The following is a 21,611-nucleotide window of genomic DNA, read 5'->3' as shown; positions in this document are numbered from 1 at the left end:
TTAGGCGCCCCGTTAAACCACGCTGCCTGCGTTCGGGCACACCGAGCCTTAGCGAGGTGCCGAGTGGTGGGGCAAGAGCGTTTTTGCTTACTTTTGCGCTGTTCAAAAGTGAGCCGCCGTAAGGGCGGAACCCATTTCAGCAACACCCGAAAAAACGGATATACACCCACCCCCGGCATCCCCCTAGAATGCAGCTCCTCCACCTCTGGCATTTGGGGCACTCATGCACATCTCTTCCGGCCGCTGGGTCTACGGTTTATCCCTGGCCCTGCTGACCGCGCTGCTCTGGGGCATTCTGCCGATCAAACTCAAACAGGTATTGCAGGTGATGGACCCGGTCACCGTCACCTGGTTTCGCCTGGTGGTCTCCGGCAGTTGCCTGTTCGTCTACCTCACCGCGGTCCGGCGTTTGCCCAATTGGCGCGCTCTCGGCCCCAAAGGCGGCTGGCTGGTGGCAATCGCCGTGTGCGGCCTGATGGGCAACTACGTGCTCTACCTGGTGGGCCTGAAGCTGCTGAGCCCTGGCACCGCGCAACTGGTGGTGCAGGTGGGCCCGATCTTCCTGATGATCGCCAGCGTCTTCGTGTTCAAGGAACGATTCAGCCTCGGCCAGGGCGTGGGCCTGCTCATATTGATCACCGGTTTCGGCCTGTTCTTCAACCAGCGCCTGACCGAACTGCTGACCTCCCTGGGCGCCTACACCGCCGGCGTACTGACGATCCTGCTCGCCACCACGGTCTGGACTTTCTACGCCCTGGGGCAGAAGCAGTTGCTGACTGTGTGGAATTCGGTGCAGGTGATGATGGTGATCTACCTGTCCTGCGCGCTCTTGCTGACACCCTGGGCGCACCCGATGGAAGCGCTGCAACTGAGCCCGGTACAAGGCTGGCTGTTGGTCGCCTGCTGCTTCAACACCCTGGTTGCCTACGGCGCATTCGCCGAAGCCCTGGCCCACTGGGAAGCCTCGCGGGTCAGCGCCACCCTGGCGTTGACGCCACTGGTGACCTTCGTCGCGGTCGCCGTGGCGGCGTGGATGTGGCCCGACTACGTGCACACCGAAGACATCAACGCCCTCGGCTACGGCGGCGCCGTGTTGGTGGTGTTGGGGTCTGCGACGGTGGCGCTGGCGCCGTCGTTGTTCGCCGGGCTCAGGGCCCGGCGTGCACGGTTAGCGTCTCAATGACCGGCTTCCAGCATGTTTTCCGGACGCACCCACTGGTCGAACTCTTCATCGGTGAGGTAACCCAGCTTGAGCGCCGCTTCCCGTAGGGTCAGCCCTTCGGCATAGGCTTTCTTCGCAATCTCGGCCGACTTGTCGTAGCCGATGTGCGGGTTCAGCGCGGTCACCAGCATCAGGCCGCGCTCAAGGTGCGCAGCCATTTGCTCGGCGTCCGGTTCCAGCCCGGCGATGCAGTGCTCCTGGAAGTTGCTGCAACCATCGGCCAGCAGGCGAATCGACTCCAGCAGGTTGTGGATGATCACCGGCTTGTACACGTTCAACTGCAAATGCCCCTGGCTCGCCGCGAAGCCGATGGTTACGTCGTTGCCCAGCACCTGGCAGGCCAGCATCGACAGCGCTTCGCACTGGGTCGGGTTGACCTTGCCGGGCATGATCGAACTGCCGGGTTCATTTGCCGGCAGCTTGACTTCCGCCAGCCCGGCACGCGGCCCGGAGCCCAGCAGGCGCAGGTCGTTGGCGATTTTCATCAGGGCCACGGCGAGGGTTTTCAGCGCGCCGTGCAGGGTGGTCAGCGGCTCATGGCCGGACAGCGCGGCGAATTTGTTCGGTGCGGTGACAAACGGCAGGCCCGACAGCGCCGCCAGCTCCGAGGCGATCGCCTCGCCAAAACCGTGGGGTGAATTGAGCCCGGTGCCCACCGCGGTGCCGCCCTGGGCCAGTTCACACACGGCGGGCAGGGCGCTGCGGATGGCGCGTTCGGCGTAATCCAGTTGCGCTATAAAGGCCGACACTTCCTGGCCGAAGGTGATGGGCGTGGCGTCCATCATGTGGGTGCGGCCGGTTTTCACCAGCTTCATGTGCCGCGCCGACAGTTCCGCCAGGCCGCCGGACAGTTCGCGGATCGCCGGCAACAGCTTCTCGGTGACGGCCTGCACGGCGGCGATGCTCATGGCCGTGGGGAAGCAGTCGTTGGAGCTTTGGGAGCGGTTTACGTGATCGTTGGGGTGCACCGGGCTCTTGCCGCCACGGGGCTTGCCCGACAGCTCGTTGGCGCGGCCGGCGATCACTTCGTTGGCGTTCATGTTGCTCTGGGTGCCGCTGCCGGTCTGCCACACAACCAGCGGGAACTGGTCGTCGTGCTGGCCTGCGAGCACTTCATCGGCGGCTTGTTCGATCAGCCGGGCGATGTCGGCGGGGAGGTCACCATTGCGGTCGTTGACCCGGGCCGCGGCCTTCTTGATCAGGGCCAGGGCGTGCAACACGGCCAGGGGCATGCGTTGGTCGCCGATGGCGAAGTTCACCAGCGAGCGTTGGGTCTGCGCACCCCAGTAAGCGTCATCCGGGACTTGCACTTCTCCCAGGCTGTCGGTTTCGATACGGCTCATCGGGCACACTCCTTCAGGTTCGTTTGCGCAGTTTAGGCCTTGATCGTCCCTGGGGGTTCCCTTAAAAGACTTTTCATCGGATTAAGCCCCGCAAAACCAGGCCCCATAAGGCGTGGGGTTGAGCCGCGGCGTTTTTTAGGCGCAGAATGGGCGCCCTTGGGGTCTTACCTCGCCTGCTAGAAAAGGAAACTCGATGACTCGTCTTCGTGCCATCTGTACCGCGGTTGCTCTGGTATGTGCCAGCGGCCAGGTTTTTGCCGATACCGCCAGCCACAACGCCAGTGCCGAAGCCTTCCTTACCCTGGCCCATGCCGACAAGCTGGGTACCCCGGTGTACATGCAAGTGCAGCAAATGTTCGCCCAGCGTTTCGAACAGACCAAGGCGCCGGCTTCCAAGCAAACCGTCCTGGACACCTACCAGGCCAAGGCCAACACCGCCCTGGACCAGGCCATCGGCTGGAACAAGCTCAAGCCGGACATGATCAAGCTCTACACCGACAACTTCAGCGAATCCGAGCTCAAGGACCTGGTTGCGTTCTACCAGTCGCCACTGGGCAAGAAAGTCCTGGAGAAAATGCCTCAGCTGACCCAGCAATCGGCCCAGATGACCCAGGCCAAGCTGGAAAGCGCGGTACCTGTGGTGAACAAGCTGCTGGAAGACATGACCAACGAGCTGACGCCAAAAGCCCCAGCCCCGGCCAAGAAGAAGTAAACAGGAATGACCATGCAACAGCGTATCGAATCGGCACTCGTCGCCCTGAGCCCGGAACACTTGAGCGTGCTGGATGAAAGCCATATGCACAGCCGTGGGTTGCAGACCCACTTCAAGGCCGTGCTGGTCAGCCAGCAGTTCGAGGGGCTCAATCGCGTCAAGCGCCACCAGAAGGTCTACGCCACCCTGGGTGACCTGATGAGCGAATTCCATGCGTTGGCGCTGCATACCTACACGCCCGAAGAATGGGCGAAAATCGACGCAGCCCCGGCCTCGCCGACCTGCGCCGGCGGTCACTGACACTGTGGCACATTGGCTTGATGTGGTGAGGGAGCTTGCTCCCGCCGGGCTGCGCAGCAGCCCTTGCGCCAATCACCGCGATCTTTCTGAAAGGTTGCAACTGCCTTGTTGGGGCCGCTTCGCAGCCCAGCGGGAGCAAGCTCCCTCGCCACAGTAAAAAAGAGGCGGTCCATAATCGTCGCCATTTTTGTTAGAATCCGCAACGCGCCGCACAGTCGGCGCGTTTTTTTTGCATCCGGTTCACCCTTTACGAGGGTAGCCACCTGGAGAGAACACCCATGACTCAACCGATTGTCGTGGCGGCACTGTATAAGTTCGTCACCCTCGAAGATTACGTCGCCCTGCGCGAGCCACTGCTGCAGGCGATGGTCGACAACGGCATCAAAGGCACCTTGCTGATCGCCGAAGAAGGCATCAACGGCACCGTTTCCGGCAGCCGCGAAGGCATTGATGGCCTAATGGCCTGGCTCAAGAACGACCCGCGCATGGACGACATCGACCACAAAGAGTCGTACTGCGATGAGCAGCCGTTTTACCGCACCAAGGTCAAGCTCAAGAAAGAGATCGTGACCCTGGGCGTCGAAGGCGTCGACCCCAACAAGAAAGTCGGCACCTACGTTAACCCGCAGGACTGGAATGCGCTGATCAGCGACCCTGAAGTGCTGCTGATCGATACCCGCAACGACTACGAAGTGTCCATCGGCACCTTTGAAGGCGCGATCGACCCGAAGACCACCAGCTTCCGCGAATTTCCCGACTACATCAAAGCCAACTTCGACCCGGCCAAACACAAGAAAGTCGCCATGTTCTGCACCGGCGGCATTCGTTGCGAAAAAGCTTCGAGCTATATGCTCAGCGAGGGTTTCGACGAGGTGTATCACCTCAAGGGCGGCATCCTGAAGTACCTCGAAGAGGTGCCGCAGGAAGAAACCAAGTGGCAAGGCGACTGCTTTGTGTTCGACAATCGCGTCACCGTGCGCCACGACCTGAGCGAAGGCGACTACGATCAATGTCATGCCTGCCGCACACCGGTCAGCGTAGAAGACCGTGCATCCGAACACTATGTGGCTGGCATCAGTTGCCCGCATTGCTGGGATAAGCTTTCAGAGAAGACCCGTCGCAGCGCGATCGACCGCCAGAAGCAGATTGAACTGGCCAAGGCCCGCAATATGCCGCACCCGATTGGCTACAACTACAAGCAATCTCCATCCTCCGAGGCCTGAGCCATGTCCGCGCGCCTGCTCTATGTAATGGATCCGATGTGCTCCTGGTGCTGGGGTTTTGCCCCGGTGGCCAAGGCGCTGGTTGAGCAGGCCCAGGCTGCAGGCGTGGAACTGCACCTGGTGGTGGGCGGTTTGCGCACCGGCAGTGGTGCGGCGCTGGAGCCGACCACCCGGCGCTACATTCTCGAGCATTGGCAGGCCGTCACCGACGCCACCGGCCAGCCGTTCAAGGTCGAAGGTGCGTTGCCTGAAGGGTTTGTCTACGACACCGAGCCGGCTTGCCGTGCCGTGGTCACCGCCCGCAGCCTGGCGCCGGATTGCGCGTGGAAACTGCTGGGCCTGATCCAGCACGCATTTTACGTCGAGGGTCGCGACGTGACCCGCGCCGATGTGCTGGTGGAGTTGGCCGAGACGGCCGGCGTGCCGCGTATCGAGTTCGCCGAAGCCTTCGACCGGGCCGATCAGCATGCGGCCACCGCGGCGGATTTCACCTGGGTCCAGGATCTGGGCATCGCCGGCTTTCCGACCTTGCTGGCCGAGCGCAACGGGCAACTGGCGTTACTCACCAACGGCTATCAGCCGCTGTCCGAATTGGCGCCGCTGTTGAGTCGCTGGCTGGAGCGAGCTGCCTGTGCATGATCAGCCCGATCCCGTTGAACAACCCAAGCGCGTCGACCGGCTGACCTGGGCGGAAGTCCGCCGCCTGGCCCTGCGTCACAAGAAATCCCTGTGGATCGCCAACGGCGTTGCCGTGCTGGCGACCCTGTGCAGCGTGCCGATTCCGTTGCTGTTGCCGTTGCTGGTGGACGAAGTGCTGCTGGGCCATGGCGACGCGGCGCTGAAAGTCATGAACCACGCGCTGCCCCTGGGTTGGCAGAAGGCTGCCGGTTATATCGGCCTGATGCTGCTGGTGACCTTGCTCCTGCGTTGCGGTGCCCTGGTGTTCAACGTGTTGCAGGCGCGGTTGTTTGCGCGGCTGGCCAAGGACATCGTCTATCGGATTCGGGTGCGGCTGATCGAGCGCCTCAAGCGTATTTCCCTCAGTGAATATGAAAGCCTGGGCAGCGGCACGGTGACCACGCATCTGGTCACCGACCTGGACACGGTAGACAAATTCGTCGGCGAGACCCTCAGCCGTTTCCTGGTGGCGATGCTGACCCTGGTGGGCACCTCCGGCATCCTGATGTGGATGCACTGGAAGCTGGCGCTGTTGATCCTGCTGTTCAACCCGCTGGTGATTTACTTCACGGTGCAGTTGGGCAAGCGGGTCAAGCACCTGAAGAAACTGGAAAACGACAGCACCTCGCGGTTTACCCAGGCCCTCACCGAAACCCTCGATGCGATCCAGGAAGTGCGCGCCGGCAACCGCCAGGGCTTTTTCCTCGGGCGCCTGGGCCAGCGCGCCCAGGAAGTGCGGGACTTTGCGGTCAATTCCCAGTGGAAAAGCGACGCCTCCAGCCGCGCCAGTGGCTTGCTGTTCCAGTTCGGCATCGACATCTTCCGTGCGGCGGCGATGCTCACGGTGCTGTTTTCCGACCTGTCCATCGGCCAGATGCTCGCGGTGTTCAGTTACCTGTGGTTCATGATCAGCCCGGTGGAGCAACTGCTGAACCTGCAATACGCCTACTACGCGGCGGGCGGGGCGCTGACGCGGATCAACGAACTGCTGGCCCGCGCCGACGAACCGCAATACGCCGGCGGTGCCGATCCGTTTACCGGGCGTGAGACCGTCGGCATCGAGGTGCGCGGCCTGAACTTCGGTTATGGCGAAGAGTTGGTGCTCGACCAACTGAACCTGAACATTGCCCCGGGTGAAAAAGTCGCGATTGTCGGCGCCAGCGGCGGCGGCAAAAGTACCCTGGTGCAACTGTTGCTGGGGCTGTATACGCCCCAGGCCGGCAGTATCCGTTTCGGTGGTTTGACCCAGCAGGAAATCGGCCTGGAGACGATTCGCGAGAATGTCTCCGTGGTGCTGCAACACCCGGCGCTGTTCAACGATACGGTGCGCGCCAACCTGACCATGGGCCGCGAACGCAGTGACCAGGCGTGCTGGCAGGCGCTGGAAATTGCCCAGCTGGATGCGACCGTCAAGGCACTGCCGCTGGGCCTGGACAGTGTGGTCGGGCGCTCCGGCGTGCGTTTTTCCGGTGGGCAGCGCCAGCGCCTGGCCATTGCGCGGATGGTACTGGCGGAGCCGAAAGTGGTCATACTCGACGAAGCCACCTCGGCCCTGGATGCGGCGACCGAATACAACCTGCATCAGGCGCTGGCGCGGTTTCTCAGTGGCCGGACCACCTTGATCATCGCCCACAGGCTGTCGGCGGTGAAACAGGCGGATCGGGTACTGGTGTTTGATGGCGGGCATATTGCCGAAGATGGCGACCATCAGCAGTTGATTGCCGACGGTGGCCTGTACGCCAAACTTTACGGACACTTGCAACAAGTGCGGTGATTTAGCCTACGCTGAGCTATCAGGAGCGGTTTTCACTCGCGTGCGTATTTTAGTTGTGCATGTGCAAGGGACCTCATGAAGCAAAAGCAGACTCTCGGAACCCCTCGGTTATTGGGCATCGTGTGGCCTTTTATCGCCGTTGTACTGTTCCAGGCATTGTTAGGCTGCGTCAGTCTCTACGTGCTCTCGGCGGTGCGCGGCTACGTGGCGGGCGAGAGCCTGTGGTCCAAGGGCCAGAAAGACGCGATCTTCTACCTGACGCTGTACGCCGACAACCGCGACGAAGCCACCTTCCTTAAATACCAGAACGCGATTGCCGTGCCCCAGGGCGGGCATGAGCTGCGGGTGGCCCTCGACCGCCCGACCCCGGACCTGACCGCCGCACGCCTGGGCATCCTCAAGGGCGGCAACCACCGTGACGACGTTTCCAGCCTGATCTGGCTGTACCTCAACTTTCGCCATTTCAGTTACCTGGAAAAAGCCATCGAGCTGTGGACGGTGGGCGATGGCTATCTGGTGCAGCTGGACGACCTGGCCCAGGAGATGCACCGGGCGATCCTGGTCAATCAGGTCAGCAGCGGCGACGTGCACCGCTGGAAGGAACGGATCTTCGCCATCAACGATGGCGTGACCCCGGCCGCAAAAGCCTTCAGCGATGCCTTGGGCGAAGGCTCGCGGGTGATTCTGCGCCTGCTGCTGGTGACCAACCTGACCACGGCGCTGGGCTTGATCGTGCTGGCGCTGTTGCGCACCCACAAGCTGCTGGCCCAGCGGCATGCGTTCGCCGATGCCCTGCAACTGGAGAAGGAGCGGGCGCAGATCACCCTGGAGTCGATTGGCGACGGGGTGATCACCACCGACGTCGACGGTGCCATTGCTTATATGAACCCGGCCGCCGAAGCCCTGACTCATTGGAAAGCCGCCCAGGCCCAGGGGCTGCCTCTGGCGGCGCTGTTCAACCTGCTGGACGAAAACGCCCAGGCCGACGGCTTTACCCTGATCGAACGCATCCTGGGCGGCCAGCTCGGTGGGGGCAGCGAGCATTCAAAGCTGATCCAGCGCCTGGATGGCACCACCGTATCGGTCACCCTGGTGGGCGCGCCAATCCGCAGTGCCGGCAAAGTCGTCGGCGCGGTGCTGGTGCTGCACGACATGACCCAGGAGCGCCAGTACATCGCCAACCTGTCCTGGCAGGCGACCCACGACGCCTTGACTGGCCTTGCCAACCGCCGTGAGTTTGAGTTCCGCCTGGAACAGGTGCTGCATAACGTCGGGCGCCAGCAAACCGGGCGCCACGCCTTGATGTTCCTCGACCTGGACCAGTTCAAACTGGTCAACGACACCTGCGGGCATGCTGCGGGGGATGAGCTGTTGCGGCATATCTGCGCGCTGTTGCAGTCCGACCTGCGGGAAGGCGACACCCTGGCCCGGCTGGGCGGCGACGAGTTCGGCATCCTGCTGGAGAACTGCCCGGCGCCGGTGGCGGAAAAGATCGCTGAAAGCCTGCGCCATACCGTGCAGAGCCTGCATTTTGTGTGGAAGGGCCGGCCGTTTGTCACCACCGTGAGTATCGGCCTGGTGCACATCACCCAGGCGCCGACCACCCTCGAGACCTCGTTGCGGGCCGCCGACATGGCGTGCTACATGGCCAAGGAAAAGGGCCGCAACCGCGTGCAGGTGTATCACGCCGATGACTCGGAATTGTCCCTGCGCTTTGGCGAGATGGCCTGGGTGCAGCGCCTGCACATGGCCCTGGAAGAGAACCGTTTTTGCCTGTATGCCCAGGAAATCGCGCCCCTGGGGCACACCGAACATGGCGATGGGCACATCGAAATCCTGCTGCGCCTGCATGACGAGGCGGGGCGGATCATCCTGCCGAACAGCTTTATTCCGGCGGCCGAACGTTACGGGTTGATGACCTCCCTGGACCGCTGGGTGGTGGAGAACGTGTTCAAGATCATCGCGGGCTGCATGCGTGAGCGCCCGGGCCGGCCCATGGCCATGTGTGCGATCAATCTGTCAGGCATTACCATCGGCGATGAAGACTTTCTCGGGTTTTTGCGTGAGCAATTCAGCGCCTATGGCATCCCGCCAGAAATGATTTGTTTTGAAATTACAGAAACCAGCGCTATCGCGAATTTGGGCAGTGCAATTCGTTTTATCAACGAGCTCAAAGAGTTAGGGTGCTATTTCTCCCTGGATGACTTCTGCGCCGGGATGTCCTCGTTCGCATATCTTAAACATTTACCTGTAGACTTCTTGAAGATCGATGGAAGTTTCGTAAAGGATATGCTGGACGACCCGATTAACCGCGCTATGGTCGAAGTGATCAATCACATCGGTCATGTCATGGGTAAGCGCACAATTGCCGAATTTGTCGAGACACCCCAGATCGAACAAGCCTTGCTTGAGATCGGGGTCGACTACGCTCAGGGATACCTGATCGAGCGTCCGCAGTTGTTTACCTTTGATAGTTTGCAGTGTCGACCTGTGCGACCGCAGCCTCTGTTATTCAAGGCGCCTGGCACGTTCCGATGAAACATTTGCTGGTCTGTACATATCACACATCAAAAGGAGCCCGACAGTGATCGACACATTCAACAGAACCGGCCCGCTTATGGAAGCCTCGAGTTACCCCGCCTGGGCGCAACAGTTGATCCAGGCCTGTAGCGAGAGCAAGCGCCGCGTTGTCGAACACGAACTGTACCAGCGCATGCGCGATAACAAGCTCAGCGCCAAGACCATGCGCCACTACCTGATTGGTGGTTGGCCGGTGGTGGAACAGTTTGCGTTGTACATGGCACAGAACCTCACCAAGACCAAATTTGCCCGCCATCCTGGGGAGGACATGGCGCGCCGCTGGCTGATGCGCAATATTCGCGTGGAACTCAACCACGCCGACTATTGGGTACATTGGGCCCGGGCCCATGGCGTGAGCCTGGAAGAGTTGCAGGCCCAGGAAGTGCCGCCGGAGCTGCATGCACTGAGCCATTGGTGCTGGCACACCAGCTCGGCCGATTCGCTGATCGTCGCGATTGCCGCCACCAACTACGCCATCGAGGGGGCCACTGGGGAGTGGTCTGCGGTGGTGTGTTCCACTGGCGTGTATGCCGCGGCTTTCCCTGAGGAAGACCGCAAGCGCGCCATGAAGTGGCTGAAGATGCATGCCCAGTACGATGATGCCCATCCGTGGGAAGCGCTGGAAATCATCTGCACCCTGGCTGGCATGAACCCGACCAAGGAGCTGCAGGTAGAGCTGCGTCAGGCGGTGTGCAAGAGCTACGACTACATGTACCTGTTCCTGGAACGCTGCATGCAGTTGGAAAAGTCGGCGACCACCACCCGCAAACAACCGGAACTGGTTGCCAGCGAGGCGTAAACAGCGTGATGGCGGGGCCGCTGTGAAGTGAAGCGGTTACCCCGCCATTGCCAGGCGATTGCGGCCTTCGCGCTTGGCCACATACAAGGCATTGTCCGCCCGGCGCAACAGGCTCTCGGCGGACTCTCCCGCCAGCAAGGTCGAGCAACCCAGGCTCACCGTCAATTCGATACGTTCCTCATCCGCCCAATAATCCTGGGCCTGTGCCGCCTGGCGCAGGCGCTCACCGACCATCGACGCCGCATCCCGGCCGGTGTTGGACAGCAGGATCAGAAACTCTTCCCCGCCAAACCGAAACACCATGTCCACATTGCGCAGCTGGTTCTTGATCGAGGCGGCCACCGCCTTGAGCACCTTGTCGCCCGTGGCGTGGCCGTGAGTGTCGTTGATGTGCTTGAAGTGGTCGATGTCCAGCATCAACAGGGACAGCGGCTGCAGGTGCCGGCGAGCCATGTCGATTTCCCGTTGCAGGGTCTGGTCCATGGCGATGCGGTTGCCGGTTTCGGTCAACGGGTCGCGCAGGGCACTGCGGGTCGCCGCACGGTAAAGCAGGGCGTTGCGCATCGGGTAGAGTAGGGTGGACAGCAGGGACTCCAGCTGGCCCAGCTCGTCTTCGATAAAGCGTTGGTTGCGCCGAAACACCAGGGTGCCGAGGTGTTCGCCTTCATGGCTCAGGGTATAGCTCACCGAATGATGGCCGCGGTGGCCGTATTCCAGGCGCAGGTCGCTGGTGTCGTGACGGTATTGCAGGGCGTCCAGGGGCACCAGGCGTTGGATCTCGCGGAAGAACAACGCAAGGATGTGTTCCGGCTCCAGGCTGGTTTGCAACTGCATGCCCAATTGCTGGCGAAGTTGCGCAACCGTGGCGGGGCGGCGGGTAAGAAGGGAAGGCTGACCAAAGCCCAGGCGTTGCAATTTGGCGCTGTCGAAGTCAATTGCGTTGGTCTGGGTCGGTGTTTTCATAAGCGTATGAGCCTCTAAGCACAAAACTGTCTTACAGGCTGGGTGAGAGCGTCTTACTGTTCCTTCAGTTCCGTAGGACTGATGTACAGTCTAGCCCGGTTTGCTTGAGGGTATAACTGCCGCACGTCTTATAGCCGGGGCCGCGTTGCAGCGGGCCCCGGCATTGGGCTTATTGTTTTTGCGGGTCAAACTGCTTGTCGCGGATAAACAGCGCCGGGATCACTCCGCAGATAAAATACGCGCCGCCCATCACCAGAAATCCTACGCCGATCGAGCCGTGGGACGCGAGGAAGCCAATCGCAGCCGGTGCCACTGCGGCACCAATCCGGCCAATGTTGTAGGCCCCACCCACCGCCGAACCGCGAAACTTCGCTTCGAAACTTTCGGTCATGTAGGTCGCGTTCACACCGTAGGGAATGCCGTACAGGAAGCCGAACACGATCAGCATCCACAGGATGTTGTCCGGGCTCTGGAACAGCACGATCACCGGCAGGAAAATCGCCGTACCCAGCGCGCCAACCGCGAACACCAGGCGCCGGCCCAGGCGGTCTGCCGCGAGCCCGGCGAGCACCTTGCCGAAAATCATTGCCGCGTAGGTGCCGACCATGTAGCTGGTCATCGACTTGAAGTTCATCCCCAATTCGCCCTCCAGGTACGACGGCATCCAGTTATTGACCCCGTAGTAGCCGAACTGCAGGAAGCCTGCGGTGAGTGCCCAGAGGATGAACATGCGGCTGGCTTTCGGGTCGCTGAAGATCAGCTTGAACATGCCGTCGGGTTTCTTCGCCGACACGCGCTTGATGCCTTCGGCCTTTTCCCGGGCGCGCTCGGCCTGGGCCTTGATCCAGGCTTGCGGCTCCGGCACCAGGCGCTGCATCAGCACGGCGAGGATCACCGGGATGATCGCTACGTAGAACAACCAGCGCCAGCCGTGGTTGGGCAGGATCCAGCCGGCGAGCAGGGTGGCGACGATATAGCCCACCGACCAACCGGCCTGCAGGGTGCCGAGCACGGTGGTGCGGTAGCGGGTCGGCACGTATTCGGCCATCAGCGTGTTGCACGCGACATACAGCGCGCCCAGCCCGAGGGAGGCGAAGAAGCGGGTGCTCGCGAACTGCCAATAGCTGTGGGTCAGGCCCAGCACTGCGGTGCCGGCGGAGAACAGCACGATGCTCCAGACCACGGTTTTCACCCGACCAAAACGGTCACAGGCCCAGCCGCCGTAAATCCCGCCGATGGCCATCCCGGCCAGGGTGAAACTGCCCAGGCTGCCGGCTTCGACGCTGGTCAGGCCGAACTCGGCCTTGAGGCTGCTGAGGCTGTAGGACAACAGCATCAGGTCTGCGCCATCGATCAGCAGGCCGAGGAAGCAGAAGATGAACACAATGATCCACAGGTTGTTTTTCGCGGGCGACAACGCACCCGCCGAAGCGGCGACTTCCATAGCGATACCTTGTTGTAGTTGTTAGGGCACAAGTTATGGGTGTTGCGGTAATGCGGTTGGAACACGGTCAAAATGTGGGAGCTGGCTTGTGTGGGAGCTGGCTTGCCTGCGATGGCATCACCGCGGTGTGACTGACCCACCGCGGTGCCTGCATCGCGGGCAAGCCCGGCTCCCACACAGGCAGGCTCCCAAAGAAGCCAGCTCCTACAGTGGTTTTGTGTTGTTTGTGGGGTTTAGTGTTTGGCCTCGCGAATCATGTTGCGGGCGATCACCAGTTGCTGGATCTGCGTGGTGCCTTCATACAGCCGGAACAAGCGCACATCGCGATAAAACCGCTCGATGGCGTACTCGCTCACATACCCGGCACCGCCATGGATCTGCACGCAACGGTCGGCCACCCGGCCACACATCTCGGTGGCGAACATCTTCGAGCAGGACGCTTCGGTACCGATGTTCAGGCCTTCATCACGCTTGCGCGCGGCGTCCACCACCATGCAGCGGGCGGCGTAGATCTCGGCCTTGCTGTCGGCGAGCATCGCCTGGATCAGCTGGAACTCGGCAATCGGCTGGCCGAACTGCTTGCGTTCCAGGGCGTACAGCAGGGCATCATTGAGCATGCGCTCGGCGGCCCCGACGCTGACGGCGGCAATGTGCAGGCGGCCCTTGTCGAGCACCTTCATCGCCGTCTTGAAGCCCACGCCTTCGACGCCGCCGATCAACTGGTCGGCCGGCACGCGCACGTTGTCGAAAATCACGTCGCAGGTGTGGGCGCCTTTCTGGCCCATCTTGTGGTCGCGCTTGCCCAGGGACAGGCCCGGTGTGTTGCGCTCAACGATGAATGCACTGATGCCGCCCGAGCCCTTGATGTCCGGGTTGGTGCGGGCCATCACCGTGTAGATCCCGGCGTGGGGCGCGTTGGTAATAAAGCGCTTGGTGCCGTTGATGACGTAGTGATCACCATCGCGCACGGCGGTGGTTTTCAGTGAGGCGGCGTCGGAGCCGGAGTCTGGCTCGGTCAGGCAGAACGAGCTGAGCAGCTCGCCGCTGGCCAGCTTCGGCAGGTAGTGCTGCTTCTGCGCCTCGGTGCCGTCCAGCAGGATGCCGATGGAGCCGATGCCATTGTTGGTGCCGAAGTAGGAGCGGAATGCCGGCGAGGTGCGCCCCAGTTCAAAGGCCACGTTGACCTCTTCTTCCATGGTCAGCCCGAGGCCGCCATAAGCTTCGGGCAGGGTCAGGCCGAACAGGCCCAACTCGCGGAACTGGCTGACGATATCCGCCGGGACGTCATCGGTCTCGGCCAGTTCGTTTTCCCGTGGGATCAGCGCTTCGTTGACGAACTGCTGCAGGGTTTCCAGCAACAGGTGAAGCGTTTCCGGGTCTCTGATCATGTGCATTCCTCAGCGGCCCGTTCGGCAGGCCTGTTGAAAGTCAATCTGCCGAGGCCCTGCACCGATCTGTCTAGCGGGCGGCTGCCTCGATGTTGTTCACCATGTGCTTGAGACGGGGCCCGATGTCGTCCTCGAGTTTCTCCCGGGAAAGGTGAAAACTCGGTCCGCCACAGTTGAACGTCAGCAGCCCATGTTGTGCATGCAGCAGCGGTACGGCGATGGCGTTTACATCGCGGTGCCACTCACCGATCGACATGCAATAGCCGAAGTCGGTGTAATCCCGGAAGGCCCGTTCCAGGCCCTTCCTGATGCCCGGCCAGTCCTCCAGATGACGCTGGCGGATATGGTCGAGAATAAATTCCCGCTCGTTTTCCGGCATCGCTGCCAGGCAGGCGCGGCCTGCGGAACTCAAGTGCAACGGCAACCGTGTACCGACCTGGCGGCGCATGGTCATGTTGGCTTCACCCTGGACCACGTCCAGGTACACCATGTCCAGGCGGTCCCGCGTGGCCATCGCCACTGCGGCCTGGGCGTACTTGGCCATCGTCTCCATCAGCGGATGGGCCACGGCCCGCACCGACAGGTTCGACAGCATCGCGTAACCGAACGCCATCACCCCTACATCCAGCTGATACCGGCCCGACTGCGGCAGGTGCTTGAGATAGCCCAAGCGGGTCAGCGTGTGGGTCATCCGCGTGATCGTCGGCTTTGGCAGCCCGGTCTTGCGCGCCAGCTCCTGGTTACCCAGCACGCTTTCACTGGGGGTGAAGCAGCGCAGCAATTCCAGGCCTCGGGCCAGGGCGGTGACGAACTGGCGGTCCTTGTCTTCCTCTTCGTCGGCATTCATCGGGTCGATCAGCAAGTGCTCGAACCCGTTATTGCCGGCCGGTGTTTCGGGTGTGTTCGGGTCCAGGTTTCGACGGCGCATGTTAGTCCCCCTTTTTTTAGAAAATCAACAAAACAAAATTGTATTCCGCACAGCGAAACTAAGCAACTTCGCGGGTGATTGTCTTTTTGTTTAATAAAACCCGTCTAAACAAAGAGTTGCAGCCCGATTTACCGGGCGGTCAGGTTTTTACGTTTACATCACGATAGGTCGGTCCTTATGATTATCGCTAAATACGGAATGTTGTTTCGCATAGCGAAACAGCCGATATCCGAACTAACAAGAACATTGCAGCAGGAGAACTTGTGGCCAGCCTCGACCAACCCGTAGTGCACCTCGATGTCCAGGACAATGGCGTCGCCGTGGTACGCATCCACCGTCCCGAAGTGAAAAACGCCTTGAACGCCCAGGTCCGCGAAGAGCTGGCCGAGCATTTTCGTGCCCTGGCCAAGCGCCGTGATGTGCGCGCCATCGTGCTCACCGGTGGCGATCAGTTCTTCGTGGCCGGTGCCGACATCAAGGAGTTCGCCAGTGCCAGCCCGATCGAGATGTACCGTCGCCATACCGAATATTTGTGGGAAGCCATCAGCCGTTGTCCGAAGCCGGTGATCGCCGCGGTGAATGGCTTTGCCCTGGGCGGCGGTTGTGAGTTGGCCATGCATTGCGACCTGATCGTGGCCGGTGAGTCGGCGCGGTTCGCCCAGCCGGAGGTCAAGCTGGGCCTGATGCCGGGCGCCGGTGGCACCCAGCGCCTGGTGCGCGCCGTGGGCAAGTTCCAGGCGATGCGCATCGCGTTGACCGGCTGCATGGTCAAGGCGCCGGAAGCCCTGGCCATGGGCATGCTCAGTGAAGTGGTGGCGGATGACCAGACCATCCCCCGCGCCCTGGAACTGGCCGCACAGATCGCCGCCTTGCCGCCGCTGGCGGTGGAGCAGATCAAGGAAGTGATGCTCGCCGGCGCCGACCTGCCGCTGGAAAGCGCGCTGGTGTTGGAGCGCAAGGCCTTTCAACTGCTGTTCGATTCGGCAGACCAGAAGGAGGGCGCCGCCGCGTTCTTCGAAAAACGCACCGCGAACTACCTGGGAGAATGACGATGACGGATTCAATCAAGATCATGGGCCTGGTAGGCACCGGCGTGATGGGCGCCGGGATTGCACAGATTGCCGCCCAGGCTGGCGTGTTGGTGCGTTTGTTCGATGCCCGCGACGGTGCGGCACAGACTGCCCGGGACAACCTCGGCACCACGCTTTTCAAGCTGTCCGCCAAGGGCAAGATCACCCAGGCGGCGGTGGACGCTACACTGGAAAACCTGCAAGTGGCCGCCACCCTTGAGGCGCTGCACGATTGCGACCTGGTGGTGGAAGCCATCGTCGAAAACCTCGACGCCAAGCGCGGCCTGTTGCAGCAACTTGAAGGAGTGGTCAGTGCGGGCTGCATCCTCGCCACCAACACCTCGTCGCTGTCGGTCACCGCCATTGCCACCGGCTGCCAACACCCTGAGCGAGTGGCCGGGCTGCACTTCTTCAACCCGGTGCCGTTGATGCGTGTGGTCGAGGTGATCGACGGCCTGGCCACTGCGCCGAAGGTCGGCGATGACCTGCTGGCCTTCGTTGCCCGCACCGGCCATCGCGGTGTGCGCGCCAAGGACACGCCGGGTTTTATCGTCAATCACGCTGGCCGTGCGTACGGCACCGAAGCCTTGAAGATGCTCGATGAAGGCATTGCCGAGCGCGGCGATATCGACCGCATCCTGCGTGAAGGCGCCGGCTTCCGCATGGGCCCGCTGGAACTGCTGGACCTCACCGGGCTCGACGTTTCCCACCCGGTGATGGAGTCGATCTACAACCAGTTCTATCAAGACCCACGCTACAAGCCGTCGCCGCTGACCCGCCAGATGCTGGTGGGCGGGCGCTTCGGGCGCAAGAGCGGGCAGGGCTTCTACCGCTATGAAAATGGCCAGGTGGTCGACGGCCCGCAGCCGCAACCGGTGCCTTCTATCAAGCCATTTCCGCCGGTGTGGATCGCCACCGAAAATGCCGACGACTACGAGCGCCTCAGCGCCCTGGTGATCGAGTTGGGCGCGCACCTGGAAAGCGCGGCGCAGCCTTCGCCAGAAGCGTTGTGCCTCCTGGCGCCGTACGGCCTTGACGCCACGTCGGCCAGCGAACGTTTCCACACCGACCCGGCGCGCACCCTGTGCATCGACCTGCTGACCGACCTGTCGCGCCATCGCACCCTGATGCAAAACCCGCTGACATCCAGCGCCAGCCGCGACGCCGCCCACGCGCTGCTCGCCAATGATGGTGTAGGCGTGACGGTGATCAGCGACAGCGTCGGCTTTGTCGCCCAGCGTACCTTGGCGATGGTGGTCAACCTGGCCTGCGACATTGCCCAGCAACGCATCGCCAGCGTCGACGACATCGACCAGGCGGTACAGCTCGGCCTGGGTTATCCACAAGGCCCGCTAGCCTGGGGCGACGCCCTTGGGCCACGGCGCATCCTCACGATTTTGCAGCGCATGAGCGAACTCACCCACGACCCGCGTTATCGCCCAAGCCCCTGGCTGCGGCGGCGTGCGGCGCTGGGGATTTCCCTGCGGCATGAAGAGCCGGCAGTCGGCTGATTTCGATTCATCACAGGACAAGAATAATGGGTGCATTGACAGGTTTGCGGGTGCTGGATTTAAGCCGGGTATTGGCCGGGCCCTGGTGTGGCCAGGTGTTGGCTGACCTGGGCGCGGAAGTGATCAAGATCGAACGGCCGCAAAGCGGTGACGACACCCGTGGCTGGGGCCCGCCGTGGATGAAGACTGATACCGGCGAATCGTCCGGGCAGGCGTCTTATTACCAGTCCACCAACCGCGGAAAATTATCCGTGGCCATCGACCTCGCCACCAGCGAAGGCCAGGAACTGGTGCGAGCGCTGGCGGCCAGTTCCGACGTACTGATCGAAAACTACAAGGCCGGTTCCCTGGCGCGCTACGGCCTGGATTACGCGACCCTGGCCGAGATCAATCCACGGCTGGTGTATTGCTCCATCACCGGCTTCGGCCAGACCGGCCCGCGTGCCGAAGAGCCTGGCTACGACTTCATCATCCAGGGCATCGGCGGCCTGATGAGCATCACCGGCGAGCGCGACGACCTGCCCGGCGGCGGCCCGCAAAAAGTCGGCGTGGCATTCTCCGACCTGATGACCGGCCTGTATTCCACCGTCGCCATCCAGGCCGCCTTGCTCAGCCGCGAACGCACCGGCGTCGGCCAACACATCGACATGGCGTTGCTGGACGTGCAAGTGGCAACCCTGGCCAACCAGAGCATGAACTACCTGGCGTCGGGCAAGGTGCCCCAGCGTTACGGCAACGCCCACGCCAACATCGTGCCGTACCAGGTGTTCCGTGCCGCCGACCGCGACTTCATCATTGCCTGCGGCAACGACAGCCAGTTTGTTGCGCTGTGCCACAGCATCGGCTTGCCGCATTTGCCGCAGGACCCGCGCTTTCGGCGCAATGCCGACCGGGTTGCGCATCGGGCAGAGATTGTCGAGTTGTTGTCGGCGCACTTCCTGGGGCGTACGGCGGATGAGTGGGTGGCGAGCATTCATGCCTCGAAAGTGCCGGTGGGCGCGATCAACAACATCGCTCAATCCCTGGAAGAACCGCAGGTGATTGCCCGTGGGTTGATGGTGAAGATCCCGCATCCCAAGAATCCGCAGTTCGAGATGGTCGGCAGCCCGATCAAGATGTCGGGCACGCCGGTGGAGTATGTAAGGCCGGCGCCGATGCTGGGCCAGCATACGGATGAAGTGCTGGGTGAGCGCCTGGGGTTGTCGGCAGAGCAGTTGGGGCAGCTCAAGGCCGGCGGGGTGATCGAGCAATTGGACTGAGCCGTTTCAAGCCGCCGGTTCCTGCGTTGAGCGTTGTTGAACAAACCGTTCGATCAACCACCTCGCCGCAGGCCCCGGTGGCAAGTCCGTGCGGTAGATCACGTCGAACATATATTTGCCGCTTTCGTATTCCGGGATGTTCAGTTTCACCAGCCGGCCGCTGTCCAGGTCTTCCTGCACCATCGGGGTCGGCATGTTCCCCCAGCCAATCCCTTCGCGCAGCAGCATGTGCTTGGCGCCCAGGTCGGCCAGGCGCCAGGTGCGGTTACTGAGTACGGCGAAGTCCTTGTCCTTGGTCAGGCGCGAGCGATCCGACAGCACCAGTTGCGTGAGTTCGCGCCCCGCGCCCGGCACATTGGCGGCGCCAGAGGCCAGCGGATGATTCGGCGCGGCCACCGGGATCAGCTCGACACTGCCGATGCCTATTCTTTCGATCCCGTCGATGCCGTCATTCATCGGCCCGCTCACGCCGATGATCGCTTCACGGTTGATCACCAGGTCTGTGACGGCGCCCAGCGCCTCCATGTGCAGGTGAAGTGAGACCGTAGGAAATTCCTCCCGAAACGATTTGAGCGCGTCCACCACCCGCTCGGCGGGCAGCATCACATCCAGCACCACATGGACCTCGGCTTCGAGCCCTTGCAGCAGGCCTTTGACCTTGGCGCGCAAGCCGTGAATGCCGTTGGTGATGGTCCTGGCTTCGGCCAGCACGGTTCGCCCGGCCTCGGTGAGTTGGGGTTTGCGGGTGGTCTGGCGGTCAAACAGCGACACGCCCAGCTGTGTTTCCAGATTGGCGATGGAGTAACTGACCACCGAGGTGGCGCGGTGAAGTTTTCGCGCGGCCGCTGCAAAACTGCCGACTTCCACCACCGTCAGGAACACGCGCAGTTGTTCCAGTGTGGGGGTCCCGGGCTCGGAAGGCATGTGGGGTTCCTCAAGCAAGCGCTGGGTGGCTTGTCTACTTTATCGAATCTAATGATCTAAATTAACCGGCTATTCAGATTAGCTCACCCGGCGCAACATTTCCTCAACAGAATGGTTCATGTCGAACCGTTTCCCATTGAAGGAAATACCCCCATGTCTACTTCTCAACACATTGCTCATTCGGACAACGTTGAACGCAGCCAGTCTGACGCAACCCAGGCCTCGGTATCGTTGATCGGCCGAGTGCTGCTCAGCGTGATTTTCATCCTCTCCGGCGTTTCGAAGCTGGCCGCTCCCGCGATGATGATCGGCTACATCAGCTCCGTCGGGCTGCCATTTCCACAGCTGGCATTGGTGGTGGCGGTCATCGTTGAAGTCGGTGGTGGCCTGGCGCTGATTGCGGGTTATCGCACCCGTGTGGTTGCTGCGGTACTGGCGCTGTTCAGCGTGGCCACGGCGCTGGCTTTCCATCATGCGCTGGGGGATCAAAACCAGTTCATCCACTTCTTCAAGAACATCGCCATGGCCGGTGGCCTGCTGCAAGTGGTTGCCTTTGGTGCCGGTCGCTTCAGCCTCGACGCGCGTCGCCGCTGATATACCCCGGAGCAATCACCATGACCGTGCATGAAACCGTCGCCCCTCGGGCAATCACTTACCGCACCACCGGCAGTGGGCATGGCCCGATTGCCCGGCTGATGAGCCCTTCGGACCTGGGGCACCTGATCAAGCCTTTCGTGTTCCTTGATCTGTTTGAAGGCGAGAGCTCATTTATCAACGGTATGCCGATGCACCCGCACTCGGGAATCGCCACCGTCACCCTGATTACCGAAGGCAATTTGCATTTTGAAGATGCCGAGTCGGGTGCCGGCACCCTCGACTACGGCGGGGTTGAATGGATGCGGGCGGGCGGTGGCGTGTGGCACGGCAAGGAAATGTCGGTAGGCACATCGAAGCGGATCCAGGGCTTTCAATTGTGGATTGCGCTGCCTCCATCGCTGGAAAACGCGCGCGTCGATAGCCAGTACCTGGCGTCCGGCGTGATGCCGCAAGCGGGCCCTGCCCGGGTGATTCTTGGCGCATACCAGGGCGTGCAAAGCCCGGTTCGTGCACCTGCGGGCATCAATTATCTGCTGGTGACCCTGCAGGACGGTGAGTCCTGGACCTATGTGCCGCCCGATGGGCATGAGTCATTGTGGCTGAGTGTCAGCCGGGGACAGCTTGGTGCACCCGGGCGGGTCATGGCGGGGGAAATGGCTGTGTTCGAACCCGGCAGCGGTGCCGTGACGCTGACAGCGATGCACCGCGATACGGTGTTCGTGATCGGTTCCGCAGCGCCTCATCCCTATGACCTGGCGCTGGGAAACTACTCGGTTCACACCAACGCCCAGGCGCTGCGTGCGGGAGAGGCAAAGATTGCCGAAATCGGCGCCCGGTTGCGTGAGCACCTGGCGGGCGCGAATCCGTCCACCAGCGTGCCCGTCTTCCGGTAGGCG

19 protein-coding genes are annotated in these 21,611 nt (G+C 61.9%); 13 read left to right on the top strand and 6 right to left on the bottom strand.

Annotated features, from left to right (window positions below; genetic code table 11):
• Positions 1-223: 223 nt before the first annotated feature.
• Complete coding sequence (locus HX875_RS23870; RefSeq protein ID WP_177046239.1) at positions 224-1,183, top strand: DMT family transporter; 960 nt, start codon at positions 224-226, stop codon at positions 1,181-1,183.
• Here the strand turns inward: HX875_RS23870 and HX875_RS23865 are convergent.
• A complete protein-coding gene (locus tag HX875_RS23865; RefSeq protein ID WP_177046237.1) occupies positions 1,177-2,565 on the bottom strand; it encodes a class II fumarate hydratase in 1,389 nt (462 codons plus the stop codon). The two genes, HX875_RS23870 and HX875_RS23865, sit on opposite strands and share 7 nt — an antisense overlap.
• 193 nt (positions 2,566-2,758) lie before the next feature.
• Between HX875_RS23865 and HX875_RS23860 the strand changes: the two genes are divergently transcribed.
• From HX875_RS23860 to HX875_RS23830, 7 genes are all read left to right on the top strand, one after another.
• Positions 2,759-3,277: a DUF2059 domain-containing protein gene (locus HX875_RS23860; protein ID WP_003216742.1), complete on the top strand. Its 519-nt coding sequence runs from the start codon at positions 2,759-2,761 to the stop codon at positions 3,275-3,277.
• Between the two features lie 6 nt (positions 3,278-3,283).
• Positions 3,284-3,577, top strand: a complete 294-nt coding sequence (locus HX875_RS23855) for a BolA family protein (RefSeq protein ID WP_003216739.1) — start codon at positions 3,284-3,286, stop codon at positions 3,575-3,577.
• 278 nt (positions 3,578-3,855) lie between these two features.
• Positions 3,856-4,800: an oxygen-dependent tRNA uridine(34) hydroxylase TrhO gene (gene trhO / locus HX875_RS23850; protein ID WP_010176008.1), complete on the top strand. Its 945-nt coding sequence runs from the start codon at positions 3,856-3,858 to the stop codon at positions 4,798-4,800.
• A 3-nt stretch (positions 4,801-4,803) separates the two neighbouring features.
• Positions 4,804-5,439: a DsbA family protein gene (locus tag HX875_RS23845; RefSeq protein WP_177046235.1), complete on the top strand. Its 636-nt coding sequence runs from the start codon at positions 4,804-4,806 to the stop codon at positions 5,437-5,439.
• Positions 5,432-7,252, top strand: coding sequence for an ABC transporter ATP-binding protein (locus tag HX875_RS23840; protein WP_177046227.1), 1,821 nt, complete (start codon positions 5,432-5,434; stop codon positions 7,250-7,252). Before HX875_RS23845 ends, HX875_RS23840 begins: the two co-directional genes overlap by 8 nt.
• A gap of 75 nt (positions 7,253-7,327) precedes the next feature.
• Positions 7,328-9,790 carry an EAL domain-containing protein gene (locus tag HX875_RS23835; RefSeq protein WP_177046225.1) on the top strand — a complete coding sequence of 821 codons (2,463 nt, stop codon included), beginning with the start codon at positions 7,328-7,330 and terminating at the stop codon, positions 9,788-9,790.
• 79 nt (positions 9,791-9,869) lie between these two features.
• On the top strand, positions 9,870-10,631 hold the full coding sequence (locus HX875_RS23830) for a TenA family transcriptional regulator (protein WP_218171005.1): 762 nt from the start codon (positions 9,870-9,872) through the stop codon (positions 10,629-10,631).
• Positions 10,632-10,667: 36 nt separating this feature from the next.
• Here the strand turns inward: HX875_RS23830 and HX875_RS23825 are convergent, their stop codons facing one another.
• The 4 genes from HX875_RS23825 to HX875_RS23810 form a co-directional block, all read right to left on the bottom strand.
• Entirely contained in the window at positions 10,668-11,594 is a 927-nt protein-coding gene (locus tag HX875_RS23825) for a GGDEF domain-containing protein (protein ID WP_177046221.1), read from the bottom strand.
• A 169-nt stretch (positions 11,595-11,763) separates the two neighbouring features.
• Complete coding sequence (locus HX875_RS23820) at positions 11,764-13,038, bottom strand: MFS transporter (protein WP_177046219.1); 1,275 nt, start codon at positions 13,036-13,038, stop codon at positions 11,764-11,766.
• Between the two features lie 233 nt (positions 13,039-13,271).
• Complete coding sequence (locus tag HX875_RS23815) at positions 13,272-14,426, bottom strand: acyl-CoA dehydrogenase family protein (protein WP_177046217.1); 1,155 nt, start codon at positions 14,424-14,426, stop codon at positions 13,272-13,274.
• Positions 14,427-14,496: 70 nt separating this feature from the next.
• The gene (locus HX875_RS23810; RefSeq protein ID WP_177046215.1) at positions 14,497-15,354 is read right to left on the bottom strand and encodes an IclR family transcriptional regulator; all 858 of its coding nucleotides are present in this window, start codon (positions 15,352-15,354) and stop codon (positions 14,497-14,499) included.
• A 263-nt stretch (positions 15,355-15,617) separates the two neighbouring features.
• On the opposite strand from HX875_RS23810, the gene HX875_RS23805 reads away from it, so the two are divergent.
• The 3 genes from HX875_RS23805 to HX875_RS23795 are packed head-to-tail and all read left to right on the top strand — an operon-like array spanning position 15,618 to position 19,194.
• Entirely contained in the window at positions 15,618-16,403 is a 786-nt protein-coding gene (locus HX875_RS23805; RefSeq protein ID WP_010175990.1) for an enoyl-CoA hydratase, read from the top strand.
• Between the two features lie 2 nt (positions 16,404-16,405).
• Positions 16,406-17,935: a 3-hydroxyacyl-CoA dehydrogenase gene (locus tag HX875_RS23800; protein WP_177046213.1), complete on the top strand. Its 1,530-nt coding sequence runs from the start codon at positions 16,406-16,408 to the stop codon at positions 17,933-17,935.
• A gap of 26 nt (positions 17,936-17,961) precedes the next feature.
• Positions 17,962-19,194 carry a CaiB/BaiF CoA transferase family protein gene (locus tag HX875_RS23795; RefSeq protein WP_177046211.1) on the top strand — a complete coding sequence of 411 codons (1,233 nt, stop codon included), beginning with the start codon at positions 17,962-17,964 and terminating at the stop codon, positions 19,192-19,194.
• Positions 19,195-19,200: 6 nt separating this feature from the next.
• Here the strand turns inward: HX875_RS23795 and HX875_RS23790 are convergent, their stop codons facing one another.
• Positions 19,201-20,118: a LysR family transcriptional regulator gene (locus HX875_RS23790; protein ID WP_177046209.1), complete on the bottom strand. Its 918-nt coding sequence runs from the start codon at positions 20,116-20,118 to the stop codon at positions 19,201-19,203.
• A gap of 153 nt (positions 20,119-20,271) precedes the next feature.
• Between HX875_RS23790 and HX875_RS23785 the strand changes: the two genes are divergently transcribed.
• The gene (locus tag HX875_RS23785) at positions 20,272-20,712 is read left to right on the top strand and encodes a DoxX family protein (RefSeq protein ID WP_177046207.1); all 441 of its coding nucleotides are present in this window, start codon (positions 20,272-20,274) and stop codon (positions 20,710-20,712) included.
• Between the two features lie 20 nt (positions 20,713-20,732).
• Positions 20,733-21,608 carry a pirin family protein gene (locus HX875_RS23780; protein ID WP_177046205.1) on the top strand — a complete coding sequence of 292 codons (876 nt, stop codon included), beginning with the start codon at positions 20,733-20,735 and terminating at the stop codon, positions 21,606-21,608.
• Positions 21,609-21,611: the final 3 nt, after the last annotated feature.

The sequence above is a fragment of the Pseudomonas yamanorum genome (assembly GCF_013386765.1).
In the GTDB taxonomy this organism is placed as follows: domain Bacteria; phylum Pseudomonadota; class Gammaproteobacteria; order Pseudomonadales; family Pseudomonadaceae; genus Aquipseudomonas; species Aquipseudomonas yamanorum_A.
The sequence above is the reverse complement of the archived record's forward strand: the minus strand, read 5'-3'. Positions and strand labels throughout refer to the sequence as shown.